At 41.0% G+C, this 23752-nt stretch carries 26 protein-coding genes; 3 read left to right on the top strand and 23 right to left on the bottom strand.

The annotated features are described in order from the left end of the window. Positions 1-255 precede the first annotated feature (255 nt). On the top strand, positions 256-1479 hold the full coding sequence (locus MTN96_RS22840) for an EAL and HDOD domain-containing protein (RefSeq protein ID WP_069438691.1): 1224 nt from the start codon (positions 256-258) through the stop codon (positions 1477-1479). Positions 1480-1535: 56 nt separating this feature from the next. Here MTN96_RS22840 and MTN96_RS22835 read toward each other — a convergent pair whose 3' ends face one another. From MTN96_RS22835 to ccmA, 10 genes are read right to left on the bottom strand one after another with little or no spacing between them, the layout of a single operon-like run. Further along, a complete protein-coding gene (locus MTN96_RS22835; protein WP_008112252.1) occupies positions 1536-2267 on the bottom strand; it encodes a VacJ family lipoprotein in 732 nt (243 codons plus the stop codon). Between the two features lie 9 nt (positions 2268-2276). After that, positions 2277-3533: a c-type cytochrome biogenesis protein CcmI gene (gene ccmI, locus MTN96_RS22830; protein ID WP_024602040.1), complete on the bottom strand. Its 1257-nt coding sequence runs from the start codon at positions 3531-3533 to the stop codon at positions 2277-2279. Further along, the gene (locus tag MTN96_RS22825; RefSeq protein ID WP_036981786.1) at positions 3534-3995 is read right to left on the bottom strand and encodes a cytochrome c-type biogenesis protein; all 462 of its coding nucleotides are present in this window, start codon (positions 3993-3995) and stop codon (positions 3534-3536) included. Next, complete coding sequence (locus MTN96_RS22820) at positions 3992-4564, bottom strand: DsbE family thiol:disulfide interchange protein (protein WP_069438693.1); 573 nt, start codon at positions 4562-4564, stop codon at positions 3992-3994. The genes MTN96_RS22825 and MTN96_RS22820 overlap by 4 nt, the downstream gene beginning before the upstream one ends. Further along, entirely contained in the window at positions 4561-6522 is a 1962-nt protein-coding gene (locus MTN96_RS22815) for a heme lyase CcmF/NrfE family subunit (RefSeq protein WP_248532826.1), read from the bottom strand. The genes MTN96_RS22820 and MTN96_RS22815 overlap by 4 nt, the downstream gene beginning before the upstream one ends. 1 nt (position 6523) lies before the next feature. Continuing rightward, positions 6524-7003: a cytochrome c maturation protein CcmE gene (ccmE, locus tag MTN96_RS22810; RefSeq protein ID WP_008465420.1), complete on the bottom strand. Its 480-nt coding sequence runs from the start codon at positions 7001-7003 to the stop codon at positions 6524-6526. Further along, entirely contained in the window at positions 7000-7203 is a 204-nt protein-coding gene (gene ccmD / locus MTN96_RS22805; protein ID WP_008112240.1) for a heme exporter protein CcmD, read from the bottom strand. Before ccmD ends, ccmE begins: the two co-directional genes overlap by 4 nt. A 2-nt stretch (positions 7204-7205) precedes the next feature. Further along, positions 7206-7943 carry a heme ABC transporter permease gene (locus MTN96_RS22800; protein WP_010387946.1) on the bottom strand — a complete coding sequence of 246 codons (738 nt, stop codon included), beginning with the start codon at positions 7941-7943 and terminating at the stop codon, positions 7206-7208. 1 nt (position 7944) lies between these two features. Further along, a complete protein-coding gene (gene ccmB / locus MTN96_RS22795; protein WP_028833998.1) occupies positions 7945-8631 on the bottom strand; it encodes a heme exporter protein CcmB in 687 nt (228 codons plus the stop codon). Further along, on the bottom strand, positions 8631-9251 hold the full coding sequence (gene ccmA, locus MTN96_RS22790) for a cytochrome c biogenesis heme-transporting ATPase CcmA (protein WP_139129351.1): 621 nt from the start codon (positions 9249-9251) through the stop codon (positions 8631-8633). The genes ccmB and ccmA overlap by 1 nt, the downstream gene beginning before the upstream one ends. A gap of 113 nt (positions 9252-9364) precedes the next feature. Between ccmA and MTN96_RS22785 the strand changes: the two genes are divergently transcribed. Both MTN96_RS22785 and MTN96_RS22780 read left to right on the top strand, forming a co-directional pair. Further along, a complete protein-coding gene (locus MTN96_RS22785; protein WP_248532825.1) occupies positions 9365-11530 on the top strand; it encodes a flagellar hook-length control protein FliK in 2166 nt (721 codons plus the stop codon). 2 nt (positions 11531-11532) lie between these two features. Continuing rightward, the gene (locus MTN96_RS22780; protein ID WP_010387940.1) at positions 11533-11841 is read left to right on the top strand and encodes an EscU/YscU/HrcU family type III secretion system export apparatus switch protein; all 309 of its coding nucleotides are present in this window, start codon (positions 11533-11535) and stop codon (positions 11839-11841) included. Between the two features lie 27 nt (positions 11842-11868). Here MTN96_RS22780 and MTN96_RS22775 read toward each other — a convergent pair whose 3' ends face one another. The 13 genes from MTN96_RS22775 to flhF are packed head-to-tail and all read right to left on the bottom strand — an operon-like array spanning position 11869 to position 23742. Next, a complete protein-coding gene (locus tag MTN96_RS22775; RefSeq protein WP_248532824.1) occupies positions 11869-12270 on the bottom strand; it encodes a DUF2802 domain-containing protein in 402 nt (133 codons plus the stop codon). An 18-nt stretch (positions 12271-12288) separates the two neighbouring features. Next, complete coding sequence (locus MTN96_RS22770) at positions 12289-12786, bottom strand: chemotaxis protein CheW (protein WP_008112225.1); 498 nt, start codon at positions 12784-12786, stop codon at positions 12289-12291. A gap of 21 nt (positions 12787-12807) precedes the next feature. Further along, positions 12808-13530, bottom strand: a complete 723-nt coding sequence (locus MTN96_RS22765) for a chemotaxis protein CheW (protein ID WP_248473655.1) — start codon at positions 13528-13530, stop codon at positions 12808-12810. A gap of 3 nt (positions 13531-13533) precedes the next feature. Further along, complete coding sequence (locus tag MTN96_RS22760; RefSeq protein ID WP_008112222.1) at positions 13534-14304, bottom strand: ParA family protein; 771 nt, start codon at positions 14302-14304, stop codon at positions 13534-13536. A gap of 12 nt (positions 14305-14316) precedes the next feature. Further along, on the bottom strand, positions 14317-15279 hold the full coding sequence (locus MTN96_RS22755; protein ID WP_248532823.1) for a flagellar motor protein MotB: 963 nt from the start codon (positions 15277-15279) through the stop codon (positions 14317-14319). A 5-nt stretch (positions 15280-15284) separates the two neighbouring features. Next, positions 15285-16049, bottom strand: coding sequence for a flagellar motor protein (locus MTN96_RS22750; RefSeq protein WP_248532822.1), 765 nt, complete (start codon positions 16047-16049; stop codon positions 15285-15287). After that, complete coding sequence (locus MTN96_RS22745) at positions 16042-17178, bottom strand: chemotaxis response regulator protein-glutamate methylesterase (RefSeq protein WP_036981767.1); 1137 nt, start codon at positions 17176-17178, stop codon at positions 16042-16044. Before MTN96_RS22745 ends, MTN96_RS22750 begins: the two co-directional genes overlap by 8 nt. A gap of 53 nt (positions 17179-17231) precedes the next feature. Further along, complete coding sequence (locus MTN96_RS22740) at positions 17232-19439, bottom strand: chemotaxis protein CheA (protein ID WP_248532821.1); 2208 nt, start codon at positions 19437-19439, stop codon at positions 17232-17234. A gap of 14 nt (positions 19440-19453) precedes the next feature. Further along, complete coding sequence (locus tag MTN96_RS22735; protein WP_069438702.1) at positions 19454-20221, bottom strand: protein phosphatase CheZ; 768 nt, start codon at positions 20219-20221, stop codon at positions 19454-19456. Between the two features lie 16 nt (positions 20222-20237). Next, the gene (gene cheY, locus MTN96_RS22730; RefSeq protein WP_036981761.1) at positions 20238-20621 is read right to left on the bottom strand and encodes a chemotaxis response regulator CheY; all 384 of its coding nucleotides are present in this window, start codon (positions 20619-20621) and stop codon (positions 20238-20240) included. Positions 20622-20661: 40 nt separating this feature from the next. After that, on the bottom strand, positions 20662-21372 hold the full coding sequence (locus MTN96_RS22725; RefSeq protein WP_008112209.1) for an RNA polymerase sigma factor FliA: 711 nt from the start codon (positions 21370-21372) through the stop codon (positions 20662-20664). A gap of 26 nt (positions 21373-21398) precedes the next feature. Then, positions 21399-22259, bottom strand: coding sequence for a MinD/ParA family protein (locus MTN96_RS22720; RefSeq protein WP_036981759.1), 861 nt, complete (start codon positions 22257-22259; stop codon positions 21399-21401). Beyond that, positions 22252-23742 (bottom strand): flagellar biosynthesis protein FlhF, encoded by a 1491-nt coding sequence (gene flhF, locus MTN96_RS22715; RefSeq protein ID WP_069438704.1) that lies wholly within the window; start codon positions 23740-23742, stop codon positions 22252-22254. The genes MTN96_RS22720 and flhF overlap by 8 nt, the downstream gene beginning before the upstream one ends. Positions 23743-23752: the final 10 nt, after the last annotated feature.

The following is a 23752-nucleotide window of genomic DNA, read 5'->3' as shown; positions in this document are numbered from 1 at the left end:
TTGGAATAAAAGCTTTCTACTGAACTATAACACGGTAATTGCTAATAACTCCAACCCGCTAATTTAAGTAGATAAAAAACCATCTATTCGCTCGCTTTTAAAACAAATAGAATAAAAAACAATGAGTTTAGATTAATAAAAATCACCTAAGCCATGATATTTCATTAATAATAATTCATTTTACCGATGCTATTTTGAATGTTTTCCAATATATTATTACAATGTTAATCAATTTCTACTCTTTCGGAATCCTATATGTATTTTTACGCTGCTCGGCAACCTATTTTAGATCGCAATAAAGAACTAATTGGCTATGAGCTTTTATTTCGTGATGGAGTTGATAACGTATTTCCAGATATTGACGGCGATGAAGCCACGTCTAGACTGATTGAAGGCAGTCAATTTAACTTTGGCTTAGAAGATTTAACTGATAATAAACCCGCTTATATTAACTTTACCTTAGACACCTTGTTAAAAGGCTACCCAACCCTTTTAAACAAAGATGGGGTGGTAATTGAAATACTCGAAACCGTCCAGCCAGGTAAACGCTTATTGGCAATTGTTAAAGACCTAAAAGAAAAAGGCTATACGCTAGCGTTAGATGACTATGCACATCAACCTGTATGGCGGCACTTTTATCCGTTTATCGATATTATTAAAGTCGATTTTTTAACTTGTGATATTGAAAACGTTAAAACGATCATAGAGGATTTAAAACCTTATCCACATATAAAATTACTTGCTGAAAAGGTTGAAACTTACGCGCTTTACAATCAAGCTTTTGAACTAGGTTTTGAATACTTTCAAGGCTTTTTCTTTTCAAAACCAGAAATGGTGCAAAGCAAGGCATTACCGCCATCGGGCATGGCACTGGCTGAGCTACTCTATGAAACTTCCAGCGTAGAAATGGATCTTAAGAAGATCACCGATGTATTTGAGCGTGATGTTAACTTATCGTATAAGCTCTTGCGCTATTCAAACTCAGCAGCATTTGCTCGCCGCTTTGAAATAAACACTATAAAACAAGCGCTTATTGTATTGGGCGCGGCTGAAATAAAAAAACTACTCTCTTTATTATTTGCCGCACAAGTCTCTGCAGACAAACCTCTGGAGCTTATTAGACTGTCGCTAACACGGGCACGTTTTTGTGAGTTGTTAGCTATTTCACATAGCAAACTTAAAGATACAGGTATGGCGTTCTTAACCGGCATGATGTCGCTTATGGATGCGATATTAGATGAAGAAATGGACAGCATAATGCTTAAATTGCCTCTGTCTAATGAGATAAAAACAGCGCTGTTAAAAAATGAAGGACTACTTGCTGAATACTTAAACTTGGTCACTCTGTATGAGCATGGTGATTGGCAAGCTGCGAACGACAAAGCTCAGCAACTAAACTTAGGTGATGAAGTGTCTGATGCATATCACGAAGCTCTCAACTGGGTTAGTGAGCAAATGCAGGTGATGATTGATAGCTAAATAAATTATTACTAATTAAGAAAAAACGCCAGCATTTGCTGGCGTTTTTGTTTTAATTAAAGGCTTTCTAAGAAATCTTCATCAAAATCTTCAGGCTCTTCTTTTATTGGCGGATTGCCATCGTAGAGTTCATATAACTGACGCTGAAAGTAAATGTCTTTAACAAACAGGTATGGGTCTAATGAATCATTTAATAAACCCTCTTGAGCCATTAAAGACGCCCTTGCCTCAACCGCCTTTAACGCAAACACTAAAATTGTTTGTGGTGTAGTCAGTGCAATTTTAGGTAAAACCACATTATCAACAACATCACCGGTTAAGTTACGTGCAGTTGATGGCCCCATTGCCGGGATCATTAAATAGGCACCATCGCCTACTCCCCACACACCTAAGGTTTGGCCAAAATCTTCATCAGTTACTTCAAGCCCTAACGAACTTGCAACGTCAAATAAGCCAAACACTCCCACCGTAGAATTCACTAAAAAGCGCGCAAAATTAATTCCGGCACTGCTTGGCTTTCCTTGCAGACCCGCATTAATAATATCAACCGGTGCTGTAATATTATCGGTAAAATGCACAATACTTCGACGCACAGGCTGTGGGGTTACTGTTATATAACCCACTGCCGCAGGCCTTAAAATATAAGCATCAAGTACGTCCATATTAAAGTCATAAATAGGTCTGTTTACACTTTGTATGGGATCGCGCTCATCATATTTACTCTCAGGCACTTGAGCACAACCCGATAACGTGAGTAAACATAATAAAAGTAAGCCTTGTTTTAACATCTCAAATCCTTAAGGTATTAATGTATCAATGTTCAGTTGCACTTGGCGCACCTCTTTAGAAGCAAGCACTTGAGAATGCCCTTCAAGCTCCCCAGTGCTTGGCATAACTGAATCATCATTAGAGATACGCGCAGAAATGATAATTTCACTCGCACTCGATAAGTTTAGCCCTGCCATCATGGCATTAGCATCGCTCAGCTCAACCGTAATTGGAAAGCTATAGTCTGTTAGTTTGACCACGGCTAAAGGCATCGGTGATCCCTTAGCCGCTTTAGCAAACACAAACAAAATACCGTTATTGGGCTGTTTGTCTGCAAGTTGGCTATCGATATCAACGGTAACTTGAATACTTTGAGCCGCTAACTGATCGCCACTGGTTGCCACGTTTTGCTGAGCAATTTGTAGATCGATTTCGCTAATACGTTGGTTGATCATAGCATAGCGCGTATCAGACTCATCCATACTTGCAAGTAACACCTCAAACGCTGCCTTTGCCTGTAGCCAGTCTTTTCTCTCAAAGGCGATCAGTGCAAGTAACGAAATCGCATCAAGGTTATTTGGTTGAGCTTGCAGTACTTTAGAAAGCATACCCGCTGCACGAGTCATGTTCTCTTCACTGCCCTCAAGTAATAGCACCTGAGAGTAGCTAACAAGCGCCTGCATATTATCAGGGTTTATTTTTAATGTTTTATCAAATGACTGTTTCGCCATATCAAATTCATTTAGCATTAAAGCAACACGCCCTAACAACATCCAAGCGACTTCATCATCACCGCTTTGGCTTAACTTAGTACGCAGTGCTAGGGCAAACGCTTGTAACTCATTTTTAGTTAATGGCTCGCCCTTTTGCATTACGGCGCGCTGACCATAATCGGCCAAGTTATCCATTGCATCATGCCAAGCTGCAATTTGTTGCTGGCTGCCTGTCATTGCATAAAAAATACCTGCTAATGCAATTAAAAACGCCGCCCCTGTTAAAGCAAATATACGATTGTCACCACGGCTATTTAGTGACTTCTCTGGCAATAATTCATTAAGTAAACGGCGTTTTAATTCAATAATAGCTTCGCTGTGATTTTGCGAGTCTATACGTTGATTATCTAAATCTGCCTGTAATTCAACTAAACGCTGTTCATAAATGCTGATAAGCTGTGCATTGGCGTTGTGGGTGATGGTTACTATGCGCTCTTTTTTTAAAAAAGGCACAATAATAAACAGCAATGCAATGAGTGTGAGTAAAGCAAAAGACGCCCACATTAAAATCATTTAACTTTGCTCCTGATGTTTATTTTGTTTAATCAGCTTATTGAGCATCACTTCATCAGCGTCACTCCAGGTTTGTTTTACCGACGCTTTACGTTGGCGAATCACAATAAAGCCAAACCCAATTATTACAATGAGTACCGGAAGTACCCACAGTATTAACGTAGCCGGCGTTACCGGTGGATCGTAATGAACAAAGTAGCCATAGCGGTCAATCATATAGTCAATGACTTCATCTTTGCTTTTACCATCTTTTACCAACGCCAGCACTCGCTCGCGCAAGTCTTTTGCGACAACGGCATCAGAGTCAGCAATATTCTGGTTTTGACATTTAGGGCAACGTAATTCTTTTGTTAGCTCTTCAAAACGAACCGCTTGTTCGTTGCTATCAAACTGATAACGATCTTGCTGAGCAAACGCAGCTAAACTAATAAATAAGCTAAGGGTTAATAAAAACAATCTCATGGCTGCAGCTCCTGCATAAGAGGCGCAAACTTAGCGCGCCAAACTCGAGGGTTTATATCACCGGTGTGGTGTAACAAAATAGTGCCATTTTTATCTACTAAAAATGTCTCTGGTGCACCGGACACCCCTAAATCTAAAGACAATGAACGTTCTAAATCTAAAATATTAAATTGATAAGGGTCGCCCGCACGTGAAAGCATATTACTCACATCGTCACGCAGTGCTTGCATATCAAACGGGCCATCAAAATCGGCGTCGTAACTTTGTACATAATACAAGCCGATAATTTTAACCCCTTGCTCGCGTAGCTTAGTTAAATAACCAAGCTCAGCTAAACACGTTGGACACCATGTGCCCCATACGTTTAGTAAATACACGTCCCCCTTTAGCTGCTCATCAGTCCAACGTTTATCGTCTTGCATTAAATCAGGTAAATTAAACGCAGGCACCGTTTGACCAATGCGCCCTGTTTGTATTTCCCGCGGGTTGGCAAACAACCCTTGGTATAAAAACACACAAATAAAGATAAAAATTAATAAAGGGGCAATTGCGATAAGTTTACGGTTCATACTGCCCCCTCTATTTCATCTTTTCGCGGTGAGGCGCGATAGCGCTTATCGAATAAAATCACAAAACCAGCGAGTGAGATCAGAATACCGCCAATCCACATCCAACGTACAAACGGCTTATGGTAAATGCGTAATGACCATGCCCCTTCACTTAGTTGCTCACCAAGCGCAAGATATAAATCACGAGTGAATCCGGCATCAATAGCGGCTTCGGTCATAAATTGCATACCAATATCGTAACGACGCTTTTCTGCATATAAACGCGTTACAGTGTCATTCCCTTTTAATACCGTCACGACACCAGCATGACCACTGTAGTTTGCACCACGAATCGTCTTCACACCTTCAAAGCGGTATTGATACTGGTTAAGCTGCACGATATCGCCTTGCTTCATCGATACATCACGCTCAACTGAATATGCCGAGGTGAGTGTAATGCCCGCTATAACAAAGGCTAAACCAACATGCCCCAGCACCATTGCCCAATAGCTTAAACCTAAACGCTTTATACCGAGTTTAACCGAGCCATGAACCGCTGCTTTGGTATATAAATCAATAAAAGTGGCAATAAATATCCATACACCTAGCGTGGTTGCTAAAAGTGTTAATGGAGTCACTACCTCATAGCTACTAAATAACCACGCACAGGTAATGATAATACTGGCTAGTGCGCCTACAAATATTTTATTTTGTAAAAAGGCCCACTTATTCTGCTTCCAACGCAGGAAAGGTCCAATGCCCATTAAAATAGCAAATGGCACCAGTAAAATAGCAAACATTTTATTAAAGAAAGGTTCGCCAATTGAAATACTGCCTAGCCCCATTTCCTTGTGCACCATAGGTAATAATGTACCTAACAGTACAATTAACGTAGCAACCACTAAGAAAATATTGTTTAACCAAAGTGCCACTTCACGCGATACAAATTTATAACGCCCTTCACTTTTAACTTGTGAGACACGCAAGCCATATAACGCTAAACCGCCGCCAACAACTACGGCCAAAAAGCCAAGAATAAATAAGCCACGATCAGGGTCTGTTGCAAAGGCATGCACCGAAACAATAATTCCTGAGCGAACGATAAAGGTGCCTAGTAAACTTAATGAAAATGCCGCAATAGCCAGTAACACTGTCCATGATTTAAATACGCCACGTTTTTCAGTCACACTTAAAGAGTGCAGTAACGCGGTTGCAACTAACCATGGCATGAGTGATGCATTTTCAACAGGATCCCAGAACCACCAGCCGCCCCAGCCTAGCTCTGAATAGGCCCACCAACTACCTATGGTGATACCTAAGGTTAAAAAGCCCCATGCCGTCATTGTCCATGGGCGTGACCATTTTGCCCAGGTGTTATCAAGCTTGCCGGTTAACAACGCGGCAATAGCAAAGGCAAAAGCAACAGAAAGACCGACATACCCCATATAAAGTAATGGAGGGTGAATGATCATCCCTGGGTCTTGTAATAATGGATTTAAATCGCGTCCCTCAACAGGGAAATAGGGCAGTAAACGTTCAAACGGACTTGAAAGTAGCAAGGTGTACATCATAAATCCGACACCTAAAAAGCCAAGCACACCTAATACGCGAGCACGAAGTACCCAAGGCAGTGACTTTGAACGCACAGCAACAACGGCGGTCCAACCGGCCTGCATTAATAACCACAGTAAAATAGCGCCTTCATGGCCACCCCATGTTGAGGTTATTTTATAATACCAAGGCAAGGTGCTACTTGAGTGATACGCTACATAAGATACGGTAAAATCATCGGTTAAGCTGGCATAAATAAGCGCAGCAAAAGACAAAGCAACAAATGCAAACTGACCAATAGCAAGTGATGGCGCAGCGCGCATCAGACGAAGGTTTCCTGTGTGTGCACCCCAAAGTGGGAAAATACACAACAGCACACTGAGTACCATGGCCAATGTTAGGGAAAAATAACCAAGTTCTGGGATCATATTAGCTCCCGCTATCTAAATTGTATTTTGGTTTCTCATGCTTAATTCCTTTTACTGCCTCGGCAACCTCAGCTGGCATATATTCTTCATCATGCTTGGCCAACACTTCAAATGCTTCAATCACGTTAGGCTCTACTAACACACCTTGCGCAACAATCCCTTGCCCTTCACGAAATAGATCAGGCAAAATTCCTTGATAACGCACAGTGACCAATGGGCCAGTATCAATCAACTTAAAGCTTACCTGTAAGCTTTGCTCATTTCTTTGCACTGTACCAGGGACAACCATACCGCCAATGCGGAGCTTTTGTCCTATATGAGGCTTTTCTTTATTCGGGCCTTTACCATCAATTAATTCACTGGGGGTGTAAAACAAATTAATGTTTTCTTGTAAGGCGTACAACACTAAACCAATTGATCCACCAATACCAAAGAGTACGGCAATAATAACCAAAAGGCGTTTTTTACGTCTAGGGTTCACGAGGTTTGCTCCTGCTTAGAATTTTTAATTCGAGTTTCACGCGCAATTTGCTGCTCTACCGACGCTAAAATTTGTTTTTTGTCGCGTAACGAGCTAAATAAAATGCCTAATAAAATTAATGCGCATGTACCAAAAGAAAGCCATACATAAAAGCCATAGCCTCCCATTGCAATAAAATCTGAAAACGAGTCAAACTGCATAATTACCCCTTAGTTAACAACTGTCGCACCCATGGGCGGTGCTTTTCACGGTGTAAAATTTCATTTTTAAGACGAATTAAAGTCACAGTACCAACAAACGCGGCAAAGGCTAAAATATTAATCATTAACGGCCAAAACATACTTGGATCTACCGCGTCGCGGTTAAACTTAGTGATGCTTGCCCCTTGATGCAGGGTATTCCACCATTCCACCGAAAAGTGAATGATAGGCAAGTTAATAACCCCAACAATAGCTAAAATAGACGCGGCGCGACCGGCTGATTTTTTATCTTCAAAGGCATGGTACAAAGACAACACCCCTAGATATAAAAATAACAAAATGAGTTCAGAGGTCAGTCGTGCATCCCATACCCACCAAGCACCCCACATAGGTTTACCCCACGCAGCACCGGTGATTAAGGCTATTGCGGTCATGCAGGCACCTACGGGTGCTATTGCAATCACCGCAAGCTCTGCATTGCGTAATTGCCATACAAGCGCAACAATGGCTGCAATCGCCATTGATGAATAAGCGCCCATAGATAAAATAGCGGAGGGCACGTGAATAAAAATAATACGGTAACTGTCTTTTTGTTGGTAATCGGCAGGAGCAAAACCTAATCCCCAGACCCAACCAACAACCATACTAATAACCGTTACTACTGCAAAATATGGCAGTAGAGTATTGCATAATTGATATGCTCGCTCTGCTTTCGCATACGGATGTAACCACTTCCACATATTAACTTACACTCACTTTTAATGCTGATGATATGGCAATTGGCGCACTGATAGTCGCAACGACTAACATCGCACCAAGGATTGCAAGCTGACCACTATAATCCAGCGACATAGTGCTGGTATCAATAGCGGAAGTTGCAAAAATTAAAACCGGAATATACAAAGGCAAAACGAGCAGACTCATTAAAATGCCGCCTTTTTGTAATCCCACAGTCAAACCCGCCCCTATTGCGCCAATGAAGCTCAATAAAGGCGTGCCCAATAATAGCGTTAATAACGTTGCCACTAAGGCAGTCGTTTCTAAATTTAGTAGTAAAGCAAATAAAGGGGTCATTAGCACTAACGGGAGGCCGGTGATCACCCAGTGTGCAGCTACTTTGCCCAGCACCGTTAATGATAAGGGGTATGACGAAGCAATGAGCTGCTCCAAAGAGCCATCGTGGTAATCATCTCTAAACAGTTTATCAAGGCCAAGCATGGTCGATAATAAAGCCGCAACCCAAATAATGCCCGGGGCCATTCTTGATAGCAAGCCTGGCTCAGGCCCTATGGCTAATGGAAACAGTGAGATAACAATTAAAAAAAACAAGATAGGATTAACTATTTCAGCGCGCTGACGAAAAGCGAGCTTAACGTCTTTGCTAAATACCGCGACAAATAACTGCCAATATGAGTGCTGTCGTGTCATTAGTGGCGGTACTCCAAAGTCAACGTTTGTAAGTCACTAAAGTGAGTGGTTAAATCTTGGTGTGTTGTTAACAAAATAGCGCCCCCCTTTGATAAGTGCTCAGTAAAACGTTGCTGTAAAAAGGCAACCCCGCTTTTATCTAGCGCCGTAAAAGGTTCATCTAAAACCCATAACTTGGCCTCAGATAACCATAATCGAACGAGAGCCACTCGCCGCTGTTGACCCGCAGATAACGTTCTTACAGGCACATCTTCCAGCCCTACTAAACCTAATTTACTTAATAAAGGGTATAAGTCAGGAGTATCAACATAACCATTAATAGCCAACCAATGTGCTACATTTTCAAGCGCGGTAAGTTGTACGTTAACACCGGTTTTATGGCCTATAAATAATAAGTCTCTGGCATATTCGTCATAATATTTTTTGATAGATTGATTTAGGTATAAAATATCACCTTCATCCGGCAGCGAAAAACCAGCAATAATGCGCAATAATGATGTTTTACCAGCCCCATTAGGACCAGCTAACTGCATGATTTGACCGCTTTTAAGGCTAAAATTAAGTTCATCAAACAAACAACGCTCTTGCTTGATACAAGTAACGGACTTAATGTGTAACAAGATGACGATTCTCTCTGCCAAAAATTAGCGGTAAGTCTACCATAATGATAGGGTAATACGAATATTGCTTTAGAATCGATTTACTTAAAATACAGAAAACTTGATATAAAATAATGAATACACCAACGTACATCACATTGTCTAACCCACAGGTTAGTAATCAAACAACTGATTCTGGTAAGGCTGCGTTAGCAACACTGCCACCTGAAGTGCTGACGGCAAAAAATATTCAGTTTTCTAAAGATTCAGTCACGCTTGATGTGTTTATAAATAAGCATTGGCAAACGATTCGCCTTGGTACAACTGAGACACCCATAAACGTTGAAAAAATAGCAAGCGCTAACATACAGTTAAGTGCAGATGGTAAAAGCTTAACCATCATCCCTAACAATACAACTTTAACAATTAAACAACCGGCTCAGTTGCAACGATTTTTAAATTTTATAAACACCCAAAGTGATATTCAAAACAGTCCACTATCACTTCAGGTGGTATTACAACCTACACCAAAGTTGGTCATTGAAAAATTTAATGCCAGTATTGCTATTAATAAACACGTTGCACAATTACTCGCAGATGAGCCTTTAATAAAGGGGATGATTGAAACGGATAGCAAAGGTACACGACTTAATATTATTAACCGTTTTACTGATATAGTGCACTCACAGCCAATAAACCAAGCCAAACTAACACAGTTGCTTGCCAGTAATTTAAGCCCAGCTCAGCTTCATGCTATGCCTAAGTTTGCGGTATTAAGCCCAAACTCTTTTAAAGACTCATTAACTATTAACCTTAGTCACCGACAATTAAGTGAACTACCTACCATCCCGACTAAGGTAAACATTACTCACCAAGCAGATAAATTACTGATCAAAACCGCTTATCATAATATGACTGTGAGCCTTAAAAACTCATTTAGTAAACCGTTTAATGAGATGCTCTCTTTGCAACAATCGCAAAGCCTAATTGATCACTCGCCAAGTAAACAGCATCCGCTCAGCACGATAAATAGTCCGATACAATCATGGTTGAAAAGCAGTTTTGCTGATTTTAAAACGCGTATTTTAGATGCGGTAAAGTACTTTGAAAGCAAGCCATTTACAACCTCGGTAAGCTCATCTCAAAAACCAGAATTTACAGGCAATGCTCAGCAAAAATGGCTCACCCCAATGCAAAAAATTGACATGACACAATTAAAAAACGTGTCAAATTTAGCGCCGCCCCTAATGCAATTTACCCAGCAAATAAAATCAAGCGTTTCTATGTGGCAACAACAACCGTTATTAGCACACGCTTTATCTCCTTTAGTGACTCCTTTCTCATCCCCATCAACTAACGCGGCTACATTAGGTCAGAGCTTACAGCCTTTAGAAAGACTCTTATTAGCGACGGTTGTAAAACAAAGTCCAAGTACCTCAATAGAACAAAAAGATGCGACAAAGCAAATAGTAAGCAGCCAACTTAATACCATTACAAGCAAACTGACTGATCAAGGAACCGATTTAAACCGTTTAGTTAATCAGGCTTTTAATCGCATGTTGTCAGATACTAATTTACACCCAGCAACCATACAGCGCGAAATACTCAGCACCATAAAGCCCACACAACTTCAAAGCGACATTTTACAGAGCTCGTTTAATAGAGGTGTTGAACAGCTTTCATTAAGCATTTTAGCCGCGCCTATCATTAACCAAAATCCAAGTGCAGTGAGTATTAATAATCAAACGGGTTTAGAAGCTTTACTGCAGGTTTTATTACCGACGTTTAAAGTAGGTAATAGCGCCAATAAATTGTTGGAACAATTACAGCAACCACAAGTACAAGCATTAGCAGGTGAATTAACCCAAATTAAGAACACATTAAGCCAAGTACAAACGCCTGCTATTAGTCAACAACCTGACACAAACGCCTTGGTGCAGTTTTTATTACCGATGAAGTTACCTGCTGAAGCGGCGCAAACAGAAATAACTTTAGGGCAGTATAAAAAGCACAGTAGCGGTAAACTAGCGGATAAAAACGTGTGGTTTGTAAGATTAAATTTTGATTATGCCGAGCTGGGTAAGCTACAAATAATCGCAGAGCTCATGGATAAAGCTGTAGATTGTCAGTTGTTAGCCTCAACCCAAGCGGTGAGCGCTTTAGCTCATCCACATCTTGATAATTTACGCTCAAAACTGGCAAAACAAGGCTTACAAGTGGGTGAACTTAAACTAAAACGAGCGGATGACAACCATCAAGCATTTTACCAATCCCATGCCATTATTAATATTAAGGTTTAGTCATGACTGAGTCATCAAAAAGCAATTCAGCAATTGGACTACTCTACGAGGCGGGACATTCACCCATTGTAAGTGCTAAAGGGTTTGGTGAACTGGCGGATGAAATTATTGCCCTAGCCAAAGAAAAAGGAATTTTAATCCATCAAGATGAAGCACTTGCAAATACACTATCGAAACTAGACCTCGCAGAAGAGATCCCCAAAGAGTTGTACTTTGTTATTGCTGAGCTCATTGCGTTTTCATACGTGGTTAGAGGAAAGTTTCCACCTGGTTGGCAAGACTTTCAGGGAAAGCTAAATATAAAAGCATAACGCAGTGTTATAAAAGCAAAAAAGGCGCTAAGCGCCTTTTTGTTTGTGTAATGAAAACAACAGTTCAGCCTCGGCGCGGGGTAATTCACATTCGCGAATAACCTCATCTAAATCAGCACCTAACTCAACCATTTTTACTGCACGAGAGTATATTTTAGCATCGGGATCATCGTATTTTTGAGCTGCTTGTTGCTGTATCAGCTCTTGGTTTTGTTGTTCTACCTCAAGCACACGCTTACCAATACTCAGTAAACCGGTTCGCAACTCTGACACTTCGCTACGTAAAATATTAATCTGCTCTGATGAATCTTTAACCTGTTGTAATTGCGCGCCAAGCTCACTCGCATAGCGCTTTTTAAACATCACAATTAAAAGCAGCGAGAGTAGCCCAAAAACTAAACCCGCAATAGCAATACCAAGTAATAACATAGTTTTATGTAGAGAAGCTTATATATCGCTTAACTCATCCCATTCGTCATCACTAAGTAGTTTATTTAAATCAACCAGAATAAGTAACTCATTGTCGCGGTTACATACACCTTGAATAAATTTAGCACTTTCCTCTGTACCTACATTTGGCGCACTGTCAATTTCAGAGCTACGTAGGTAAACAACCTCAGAAACGCTATCGGCTAAAATGCCAATCACTTGCTCTTCAGCTTCAATAATTAAAATACGTGAATTATCCGTCGCTTCAATATCAGGTAAACCAAAACGAGAGCGAGTATCAATAACGGTAACAACATTACCACGTAAGTTAATAATACCAATCACATACGAAGGCGCACCTGGTACAGGAGCAATCTCGGTGTAACGCAGTATTTCTTGCACTTGCATTACATTTACGCCATAAGTTTCATCTTCTAGCTTGAAAGTAACCCACTGTAAAATCTCATCATTATTATCTGCATTTTTCTTAGCTGACAGTAATTTATCTTCACTCATGCTCTTACCTCGTAATGGTCATTACTTGTGACGGCTATCTAAGCCTTTCTCTAATAGTGCGTTTAAATTATTAACATCTATTAAAGCACACATTTTTTCTTTAATTACTCCAGCAAGCCATGGGCGCTTACTGTTATTTGTACGCCATTTTACATCTTCTTTACTCAATGTAATGTTATTTATTAGTTTTTCTGCTAATAAACCCCATTGGCTATCACCTAAAGTGATGAGGTATTGATAATTTAAAGATGCCTCTAACTGCTCATCGTACTTTTCAGGCATAACCCAGCGAGCGGTATCAACAACATTGAGCTTTTCTTCTCGGTTTATCATAACCCCTTTAAACCACTTAGGCTTGCCAAATAAATGATTTACTTCTCTAAGCTCATGAATGCCACCTAAGGCTTTTAGCGGCACCGCTAAAGTAAGCCCTGCCACTTCAAAAAACAGCGCTTGAAACTCACCATCAAAGTAGTCAGCTTCACCACCTACAGCCACCTCTTGCTCAGGCACGACGTGTTGCTCTTGGAGAGTGTCAATTTCTACATTCGATACTTGCTTATTAAGCTTTTTAACTTCAACAACAGGCTCAACTATTACTGGTTGTTCTTTTTGCTCTTCATACGTTACCTGCTCAAGCAGTTTAGCAACAGGCTCAAGGTCTTTTGTTGGTTCGTCATCAGATAATAACGCCCCTAAGTACTGAGTGACTACTTTTTCATTAGCAAATAATTGCTTACTCATTTATTAACCTTGTTTTATTAAATATTTAAGTAATGCTTTATAAGCATAGACTCCACGCGCATTTGGGCAAAAATCTACCGGTACTTTTTGCGCTAAACTTGCATCTCTAAATTTAGTATCAACAGGAATAACGCCTGGCCATACTTTTTCTTTATACGTTTCTTGTAATGTTTTATAGGCCTCAAGCGATGCTTTGGTTCGTTTATCATACATAGTTGGAATGATAGTATATTCATAGCTTTTCGCTTGAGAGGTTTGCATTAACTCCATAGTACGCATCATTCTATCGAGCCCTTTAAGCGCCAAGAACTCAGTTTGCACCGGCACTAACACTCTTTCACAGGCAGCAAGCGCATTGACCATCAGCACACCTAAAACAGGTGGGCAATCTAAAATTGCGTAATCGTAATACTCGCTAATTTTAGCCAGTGTTTTTTTTAAAATCAGGCCCATTCCCGTTTTATTACCCATGCTACGGTCAAGTGTCGCGATCGCCATAGTTGCAGGTAAAATATCAAGGTTTTCAATTGTTGAGGGGCATAATGCTTGCAATATTTCTTCGCTTTTCATACTCGAGCCGCGAGTAAAAATATCGTAAACACTGACCTCTAAATCTTCTGAATCAATACCAAAGTAATAGGTTAGTGAAGCATGAGGATCTGTATCAATCAATAACACGCGCTTGCCTTGAAGCGCAAGGATCCCTGCAAGGCTAACCGCTGTAGTGGTTTTGCCTACTCCCCCTTTTTGATTGGCTACTGTCCAAACTTTCACATTACATCCTAATTACTGTTCGTTGCGCGTTGTAACACGGATGCCACCATGCGGTAAACGGATTATTTTTATTGTATCATCTTGGGCAGGTAGCTCAATTTCTGGCTGACTTTGCTCTGATACTGAAATTGATGATTTCGTTTGTTCATCAGAGGGCTCTGGTGCTAAACCATATTTAGAAAGTGCAATCACCACTTTACGGTTTTCAGCACGCCCAGCTTCGGTATCATTATCGGCAAAGGGCGAGTATTGACCATACCCCTCAATGGCCATGCGCGCAGATTCAATGCCCAAACGCTCTAGCTCAACTAATATTGAGGTTGCACGCGCCACTGATAACTCCCAATTAGAACGAAATATTTCATTTCGTATGGTTTCGTTATCTGTATACCCGCGTACTCTTATATAGTTATCGACTGATGCAATGATTGCTTCAATTTTTTTTACAATCTCTTTGGCCTTGTTATGTGCAACAGCACTACCACTGGCAAACAACAATCCGGAATTGAGCTCAATAACCAACCAGTCTTGGCTTAGTTCTAAGCTAGCCTCGCCACTGCGTATCTCATCAATCAGCGACGATTGTAATTTAGCCAATAAACTATCCAGCGGCTTACCTAAGTGGCGTTGACTAATATTACTATTGTCACTTTGACCATCGAGTAACATTGGGCCTTGCTCTTGCTCTTGAATACTTTCGCCATAGAGTATTTCAGCCTCAGGGGTCACCCTTTCAAGCAATAAAGCATCACCATTTACCCCGTTACCCTGCTGAGAATATTGTTTCGTTGACTTATCAAAAACATGCTCCAGAGAATCAGATAGTACTTGTATATTGTCTTCTTTATTTATTGAAATGGCATACAATACAACAAAAAATGCGAACATAATGGTCATGTAATCTGCATAGGAAACTAGCCAACGCTCAGTGTGTTGATTTTTAGTGTTTTGATGACGTAAGCGACGGCGCAACATAACCGCTAATTTGCCTGTAAAATAGGACGTTCAACACGGTAAGCTTCAAGCTTTAATTCTATATTAATAGGGCTCTCACCTTGGCTAATAGCAATTACACCTTCCGCTAACATTTCGTGATAAAGCATCTTTTGTTCAACCCGTTGCTTTAATTTATTGGCCATAGGCAAAAACAGTAAATTAGCTAAACCTACGCCATATATAGTAGCAATAAATGCAGTAGCAATGCCCGTCCCTAATTGCTCAGGATCATTAATAAATGACATGGCTTGAATCAATCCAAGCACAGCACCTAGGATACCGATAGTCGGGCTGTAACCTCCCATCGCTTCATATACACGGCTAGCTTCAAGCAATCGTTCTCGTTCAAGTAATAAATCTATTTCAAGGGTATCGCGTAGTTTTTGCTCTGAACAGCCATCAACTAATAAACTCAGTCCTTTGGCGGCATAGGGATCTGAATGCGCAAGTGCTTCGTTTTCTAATGCTAAATACCCTTCTTGACGGGCTTTATGCGACCAGCGTTTTACTTGCTCAATAGCATCTTCAATATCGTGCTCATCAGTAACAAAAACCCAATGTGTAATACTAAGCATTTTTTTAAATGTATTGGCTGATGTTTGTAGCATCACCGCACCTAATGTACCGCCTAATACAATAATTAATGCTGGCACATTAAACAGCGCAGATACCACACCTCCCTCTAAAGAATAACCTATTGCAATAGCACTTAATGCAACCAATAACCCTAAAATAGAAAGCTTATCCAAAGCCAACCTCTCTTTTTAAGCGCACCGCCACATCATGAAGGCCTATGTTTTCATTTGCTAATCCAGCACTAGCTACTGCTTGCGGCATACCATAGACAACACAACTTTTCTCATCTTGAGCCCAAATTGTAGCGCCAGTTTGTTTAAGCATACGAGCACCGTCACGACCATCTGCGCCCATACCAGTTAAAATAATGGCAAGTACATCGCCTTGATACGCTTTTGCTACACTAGCAAAGGTAATATCCACACTAGGCTTATAGCTAACTCGTTCATTTTTATCTTCAAATACACGTAATGTTCTGTTTGAACCTCGCCCTTCTACCATCATTTGCTGTCCGCCTGGCGCTAAATAAGCACAGCCTGGTTGCAGTCTATCGCCTTGCTGTGCTTCTTTTACTTTAATTTTACACAAGCTATCTAATCGGGTCGCAAACGCAGGTGTAAATGCAGCTGGCATGTGTTGTATGAGTAGTATTGGGTGTGGGAAATTAGCAGGTAACTGAGTCAATATAGTTTGCAGTGCAACTGGTCCACCTGTTGATGTGCCAATAGCAATTAATTGATATTGCTTACCACTAGCACGCGTTGATGTGCTACTAGAAGGCGTTGGGCTTGCGCTTTTAAAGCTACGATCAGGTTGCACTATAGGCTTATGAGCAAAGCGCTCAGAGGTGCTTGGCGCTGGTTTAAGACTTGGAGCAGCAGGCGCTCTGATAATTCTACCATTTCGCTGGCGGCCTATTTCTTTAACTTTATTTTGTAATAGCTTTATTGCGTCGTCGTTATTACGAGCAATATCTTCAAACTTTTTCGGTAAAAAATCCATCGCGCCGGCATCAAGTGCATCTAAGGTGGCAGATGCGCCTGCGCGTGTTAACGAGGAGAACATTAAAATAGGAGTGGGGTTACTCGCCATGATCTCTTTAACTGCACTAATTCCATCAAGCACCGGCATTTCAACATCCATGGTGATCACGTCAGGTCGTAATTGAGCTGTTTTATCGACAGCTTCTCGACCATTTACAGCGAAACCTATAACTTCAATGCCGCTGTCTTGTTCAAGAATTTCACTCACTCTGCGGCGAAAAAAGCTTGAATCATCAACTACTAAAACTTTAACAGCCATTTCGCTCTCTTATTCAATGAATGGGTAGGCATAAAATATATGCCTACTTTTAATTATCCAGCGTAATGCTTTAACATACTTGGCACATCTAATATCAGTGCAATGCCACCATCAGAGGTGATTGTTGCACCTGCCATACCAGGCGTCCCTTGAAGTAATGCGTCTAAAGGCTTAATTACCACTTCCTCTTGACCAATAAGCGAGTCAACAACAAAACCCACTTTTTGAGTTCCTATTTGCACAATAACCACATGACCTTGTGCTTTTCGCTGACCTCTATCAGCCCCTTTGATGAGCCAATGTTCAAGGTAGAATAACGGAATCGATTTTTTACGAACTATTATAGTAAGCTGACCATCAACCACATTGGTCTTTGTTAAATCCAAGTGGAATATTTCACTAACACCCGCCAGCGGCAAAGCAAATGTTTGTTCGCCAACCACTACCATTAAGGTAGGCAGTATTGCCAGTGTCAGTGGTACTTTAATCTCTAAAGTAGTACCTACGCCCATCTCTGATTTAATATTTACTGAGCCATTGAGTTGAGTGATTTTTGTTTTAACCACATCCATACCAACGCCACGGCCAGAAATATCTGAAATCTCTTCTTTAGTTGAAAACCCAGGTGCAAAAATAAGGTTATAAGCTTCGGTATCAGAAAGACGACTCGCTTGGTCGTGATCAAGCACCCCTTTGTTAATGGCAATCTTTTTAAGCTTTTCAGCATCCATACCAGCACCATCATCTTGGATAGTAAGCAAGATATGATCGCCTTGTTGAGACGCTGATAAAGTAACAGTACCGGTTCTAGGTTTACCTGATGCTTCACGAACGTCTGGCATTTCAATGCCATGATCCACTGAATTGCGCACTAAATGCACTAACGGATCAGCAAGCGCTTCCACTAAGTTTTTATCTAAATCAGTGTCCTCGCCTACCATTTGCAAGTTGATATCTTTATTCAATGAACGGGCTAAATCACGTACCACACGTGGGAAGCGGCCAAATACTTTTTTGATTGGCTGCATTCGTGTTTGCATTACCGCACCTTGGATATCAGCTGTCACTACATCTAAATTAGAAATTGCTTTCCCCATGGCCTCGCTATCAGAGTTAGTCGCTAGACTTACCAAACGATTTCGCACAAGTACCAGTTCACCTACCATGTTCATTATTTGGTCTAAGCGTTTGGTATCAACTCGTACCGTTGTTTCTGCCGGTGGAGGCGCTGCTTTTTTAGCGGGAGCTGCTTGTGCCGCAGAAGCCGGCTTAGCTGGCTCTGGTTTAGGCTGTGGCTTTGGTGTCGCAGCAGGCGCAGGTTTATTCTCGACTACAGGTTCTGGTTTACTTACAGGAGCCGGTGTTTCTATCGATTTAGGTGCACCTTTACCATGAAGCTCATCAAGTAACGCTTCAAACTCGTCGTCACTTATTTCATTATCGCCCGAGCTTTGCTCGTTACTTGGTGGAGCCACAGGAGCTGATGGTGTTTGTTGTGGTGTACTTGAGGTTGCTTGGCTCACTTCGCCAAAGCTGCCTACACCATGAAGTTCATCAAGTAGGCTTTCGAATTCATCGTCAGTTATATCACCACTGACATCATTGTCACTTGATGATGATTGTTTTTCTTGTGGGGCTTGCCCTTTTCCATGAAGTTCATCAAGTAGGCTTTCGAATTCGTCTTCGGTTATTTCATCAACCTGAGACTCAGTACTGCTGCTATCTGGGCCGCTAAATAATTCATCAAAAGCAAACGGATCTTTTTCCGCATCATTGCTTGGCTGCTCAGCTATAGGTTCAGGTTCTACCGAGGGAGTTTCAACAGGGGCTGTGTCTTCAACTACAGAATCGCCAGCAAGCTCTTCTGCCGTCGGTGGTTGTCCAAGTTTATGAAGGACTGCAAGTAATTCTGGATCCGCAGGCTCTGGCTGGTCACGATTTTTAATCGTGGCAAACATTTCATTAATGGTGTCCAGTGCTTGTAAAATCACATCCATTAATTCAGAGTTAACTGTTCTTACACCTTGGCGCAGTAAATCAAACACATTTTCAGCACCATGACATGCATCAACAAGCTCTGTCATAGCCAAAAAGCCAGCGCCACCCTTTACAGTGTGGAAACCGCGAAATATTGCGTTTAGTAGCTCAGTATCATCTGGGTTGTTTTCCAGTTCTACTAACTGTTCAGATAAAAGCTCAAGGATTTCTCCGGCCTCTACTAAAAAGTCTTGTAAAATATCTTCATCGACTTCAAAGCTCATGCAGTACTCCCCTATTAGAAGCCCAAACTTGATAATAAATCATCAACTTCATCTTGATCAGATACAACATCATTACGCGATTCTTTATCAATAATAGGCCCTTCGGGACCTGCTAGTGTTTGTGCAACAATGGGATCTTCTATTTTTTCTGGTTGTTCAGTTGGTTCAACCTCACCACCTTGCGCTGCAAATGCAGTTAAAAGGTGAATTAAACTTTCTTCAACTTCACGGACAAGTTCAATAACACGGCGAATAACCTGACCGGTTAAATCTTGATAGTCTTGAGCCATCAGCACATTAGTCATCAGCATTTGTAACTCATCGGTTTTGTGATGAGAACTGCTCATAAACTTATCAATACTATGGCAAAGTGATTTAAACTCACCAAGCTCTATTTCGCGGTTCATTAAACGATCCCACGTTGGCTTGATATCAGCTATTTCGTCAGCGATTTCTTGTGCTAATGGTAAGCTTGCTTCAACCGCATCCATTGTCTTATTGGCTGCGTTTTCTGTCATTTCCATGACATAGTTAAGGCGTTTTTTTGCGTCAGGGATGGCATCAGTGGTAATGTCTGTTAAACGCGTGTCTAACTCGAAACTTTTTAAAGCTTCGTGCAGTTGACGCGTCAACTTTCCCACCTCAGCAAATAAATGTGATTGCTCTTGTGAAGCTGTTTCTAAAATTAACTGATTCGCTTTATCTTGCTCACCATTTTCTAAAAAAACAACTAACTGGCGAGCTTGTTCTAAAGTAATCTGAGGCGCAGCAGGTGCTGACATAAGCCTCTCCCTCTCATTAACCTAAGCGTTCGAACACTTTTTCTAATTTAGTTTTCAATGTACTTGCAGTAAATGGTTTAACAATATAACCATTAACACCTGCTTGGGCCGCAGCAATTATTTGTTCTTTTTTAGCTTCTGCTGTAACCATTAAAACAGGAATATGCTTTAATTTTTCATCCGCTCGAATTGCCCTTAAAAGATCAATACCTTGCATGCCTGGCATATTCCAATCTGTTACAACAAAATCAAACGCTTGATTTTGCAACATAGGCAAAGCAGTTGACCCGTCATCTGCTTCTTGAACATTGGTAAAACCTAAATCGCGCAACAGATTTTTAATAATACGTCTCATTGTTGAGAAATCATCAACAACAAGAATTTTAATGTTTTTATCCAAAACATCCTCCAGTGAGGCCTGAACCTTTATTTACTTACTTCTAGTTTATCCAGTCATTGATTTTTGCTTTAAGCTTAATCATCGCCTGACCATGTATCTGACTTACACGCGATTCACTTACATCGAGTATATGCCCAATTTCTTTTAAATTCATCTCATCGTTATAGTACAAAGAAAGCACCATTGCATCTTTCTCCGGTAACGACTTTATTGCACTGAGTAAAGACTCATTAAACCGTTCATTTTTAACATTATTAAACGGTTTGTCTAGTGCTAAATCTTGGCCATGGGGTGTAATCACATCGTCATCTATACCAAGGTCTTCAATGCCTAACACTTTGCTTACATTTACATCGTTTAAAATATGATGATACTCATTTAGCGAAATTTCAAGTTTTTCAGCAACTTCACTATCTTTAGGTTCACGGTTTAAACTGTTCTCAAGCGCAACAATAGTCTCTGCAACCAAACGGCTTTTTCTGTGAACTGAACGTGGAACCCAATCGCCTCGGCGCATTTCGTCTATCATCGCACCACGAATACGAATACCGGCGAAGGTTTCAAAGCTTGCACCTTTGCTTGCATCAAAGTTTTTTGAAGCTTCAATTAAACCAATCATACCCGATTGAATTAAATCATCTAGCTGCACACTGGCCGGTAAACGAGCAATTAAATGGCACGCCACTTTTTTGACTAATGAGGCATGCTTTTCAACAATCATATTTAAATTCTGTGTTGACTGATATCCCATAACTCTATTCACCGGTATTGTCATTGTTAGTTACTAACTAGTTTCTCAATGAAGAACTCTAAATGACCCGAGGCTTGGCTAGGTGTTGGCCACTTAGCAATTTTTGTAGCCAGTGTTTTAAAAGCAATTGCAGCAGGCGACCCAGGAAAAATCTCAACAATTACTTTTTGGCGGCGCGTTGATTTGCGCATATTTTCATCATATGGAACCGTTGCAACCAACTCCATTGATATATCTAAAAATCGGTCGGTAACCTTTGAAAGTTTTGCAAACAATTCCTGCCCTTCGCGTAAACTGCGCACCATATTGGCAACAATTTTAAATTTATAAACGCCGTGCTCACGGCTAAGTACTTTAATTAAAGCATAGGCATCGGTAATTGATGTAGGCTCATCACATACCACCACAAGCACATCTTGCGCTGCGCGAGAAAAACTCAGCACCATATCGGAAATACCCGCAGCGGTATCAACAATTAAAATATCAAAGTCGGTGTTAAGTTCACTAAATGCACGAATAAGTCCAGCGTGCTCTGAGGGTGATAACTCAACCATACTTTGCGAACCCGATGTTGCAGGCACTATTTTTATGCCTGCGGGACCTTCGACTAAAATATCATCAAGTTCACATTCGCCCGATAAAACATGAGATAAATTACGCTCAACGCGCAGTCCAAGCATCACATCACAATTCGCTAATCCTAAATCAGCATCTAGTACAAGCACACGTTTGCCTTGTTGGCCTAACGCGATTGCTGTATTAAGGGATACGTTCGTTTTACCCACTCCACCTTTGCCGCCGGTGACAGCGATAACTTTTACGCCGTTATTATTATTCTTGCTCATTTTGCGAAGGCCGCTTGCTTGATCTAAAACTGTGTTAATCATACATCTCTACTGTGCTCGACGCCACTGATTGGTGTCGTGATTGTTGTGCTTTTATTCTTTTTAAATACAATTGCTCAGCTTTTTTTACTAGTTTTTCGGCATTTGCCACTCTAATATCTTCTGGTACTCGCTGACCGTTAGTAAGATACCCTATTGGGAGACGATTTTGAATCGCAATACTAATAATCTCACCTAAACTCAATGACTCATCAAGTTTAGTAAAAATACATCCACTTAGCTGTACTTTTTTAAAGTGCCTTACTGTTTCTTGCAATACATTAATTTGCGCCGTCGCACTTAATACTAAATAACTACGTATATCAACACGCTGATTACGCATCAAGGTGTTTAACTGCTCGGTTAAGCGTAAATCACGTTGACTCATTCCCGCTGTATCAATTAAAACTAGACGTTTATTTCGTAAATGATATAAAACTTCTGCTAATTCATTTGCATCTTTAACTTGTTTAACGCCACAACCTATAATACGACCATACGTTGCTAGCTGCTCATAAGCACCAATACGGTAGGTATCGGTAGTAATAAGCGCTACTTTATCAGCACCGTATTTTTGTGCACCCAATGCTGCCAGTTTTGCAACTGTGGTGGTTTTACCCACGCCAGTAGGCCCGACTAACGCAAAAACACCGCCTTGGCGAAGTATTTCGTTGTTCGTGGTTTGCATTTGATCTTCAACCATGTTCAATAAAGCTTTCCAGCCTTGTTGGCGAGACACGTCGTCTGGTACAAAACATGCCATTTGCTCAGCAACATTTTTCTCTATCCCCATACCGACTAAGCGGTCAATCATACATGCACGGGTCGGGTCGCGACGTGCCATATCTTGCTGCATTAAACCTGATACTTGGTGCTCTAATAGTTGACGAATTGCGTTCATTTCTTCACGCATTGTGCTGATGTCACTGGATTCTTTATGCATTGTTTGCTGACCCGGTGCGCTAGGTGAATCTAAATCGTCAAAGCCACTGTCTAAGTCGTCAAAACCTAAGCTATCGGCTTGGGTGCGAGGACGCACTGGCGCGCTTTGTTCACGTTCAAACATATTTTTAGGTCGTGATTGCACAAGCTCTTGTTCTTGATAGTGGCCAGATGTGTCAATACCAGAGTGTGAAAACATTGAAGCAAGCTCTGCTGAACGAGGACGTGGAGACTGACGCTCTAGTAAGGCTTGTAAGCTATCTGCAACCTTTGCTTGTGGCTTAGGTTGAGCGCGTTGCGGTTCTGGTTTAACAAAATTATGTGAACTTTGCTCAGTATGTGCAAATGAAGCGCTTGCAGCAGGTTGACTTTGAGGCTGCTCTGGCGGTTTTGTCGCTGCTTTGTCGTAATCAACTGCAGCAACAATTTCAACGCCATTAGCTAGTTTTTTATTTGACATAATAACCGCATCAACACCCAACTCTTCTTTGACTTCTTTTAGTGCAGTGCGCATGTCTTTAGCAAAAAAACGTTTAATTTTCATAATTCAAACC

This window comes from Pseudoalteromonas sp. 2CM28B (genome assembly GCF_023161935.1).
The sequence above is the reverse complement of the archived record's forward strand: the minus strand, read 5'-3'. Positions and strand labels throughout refer to the sequence as shown.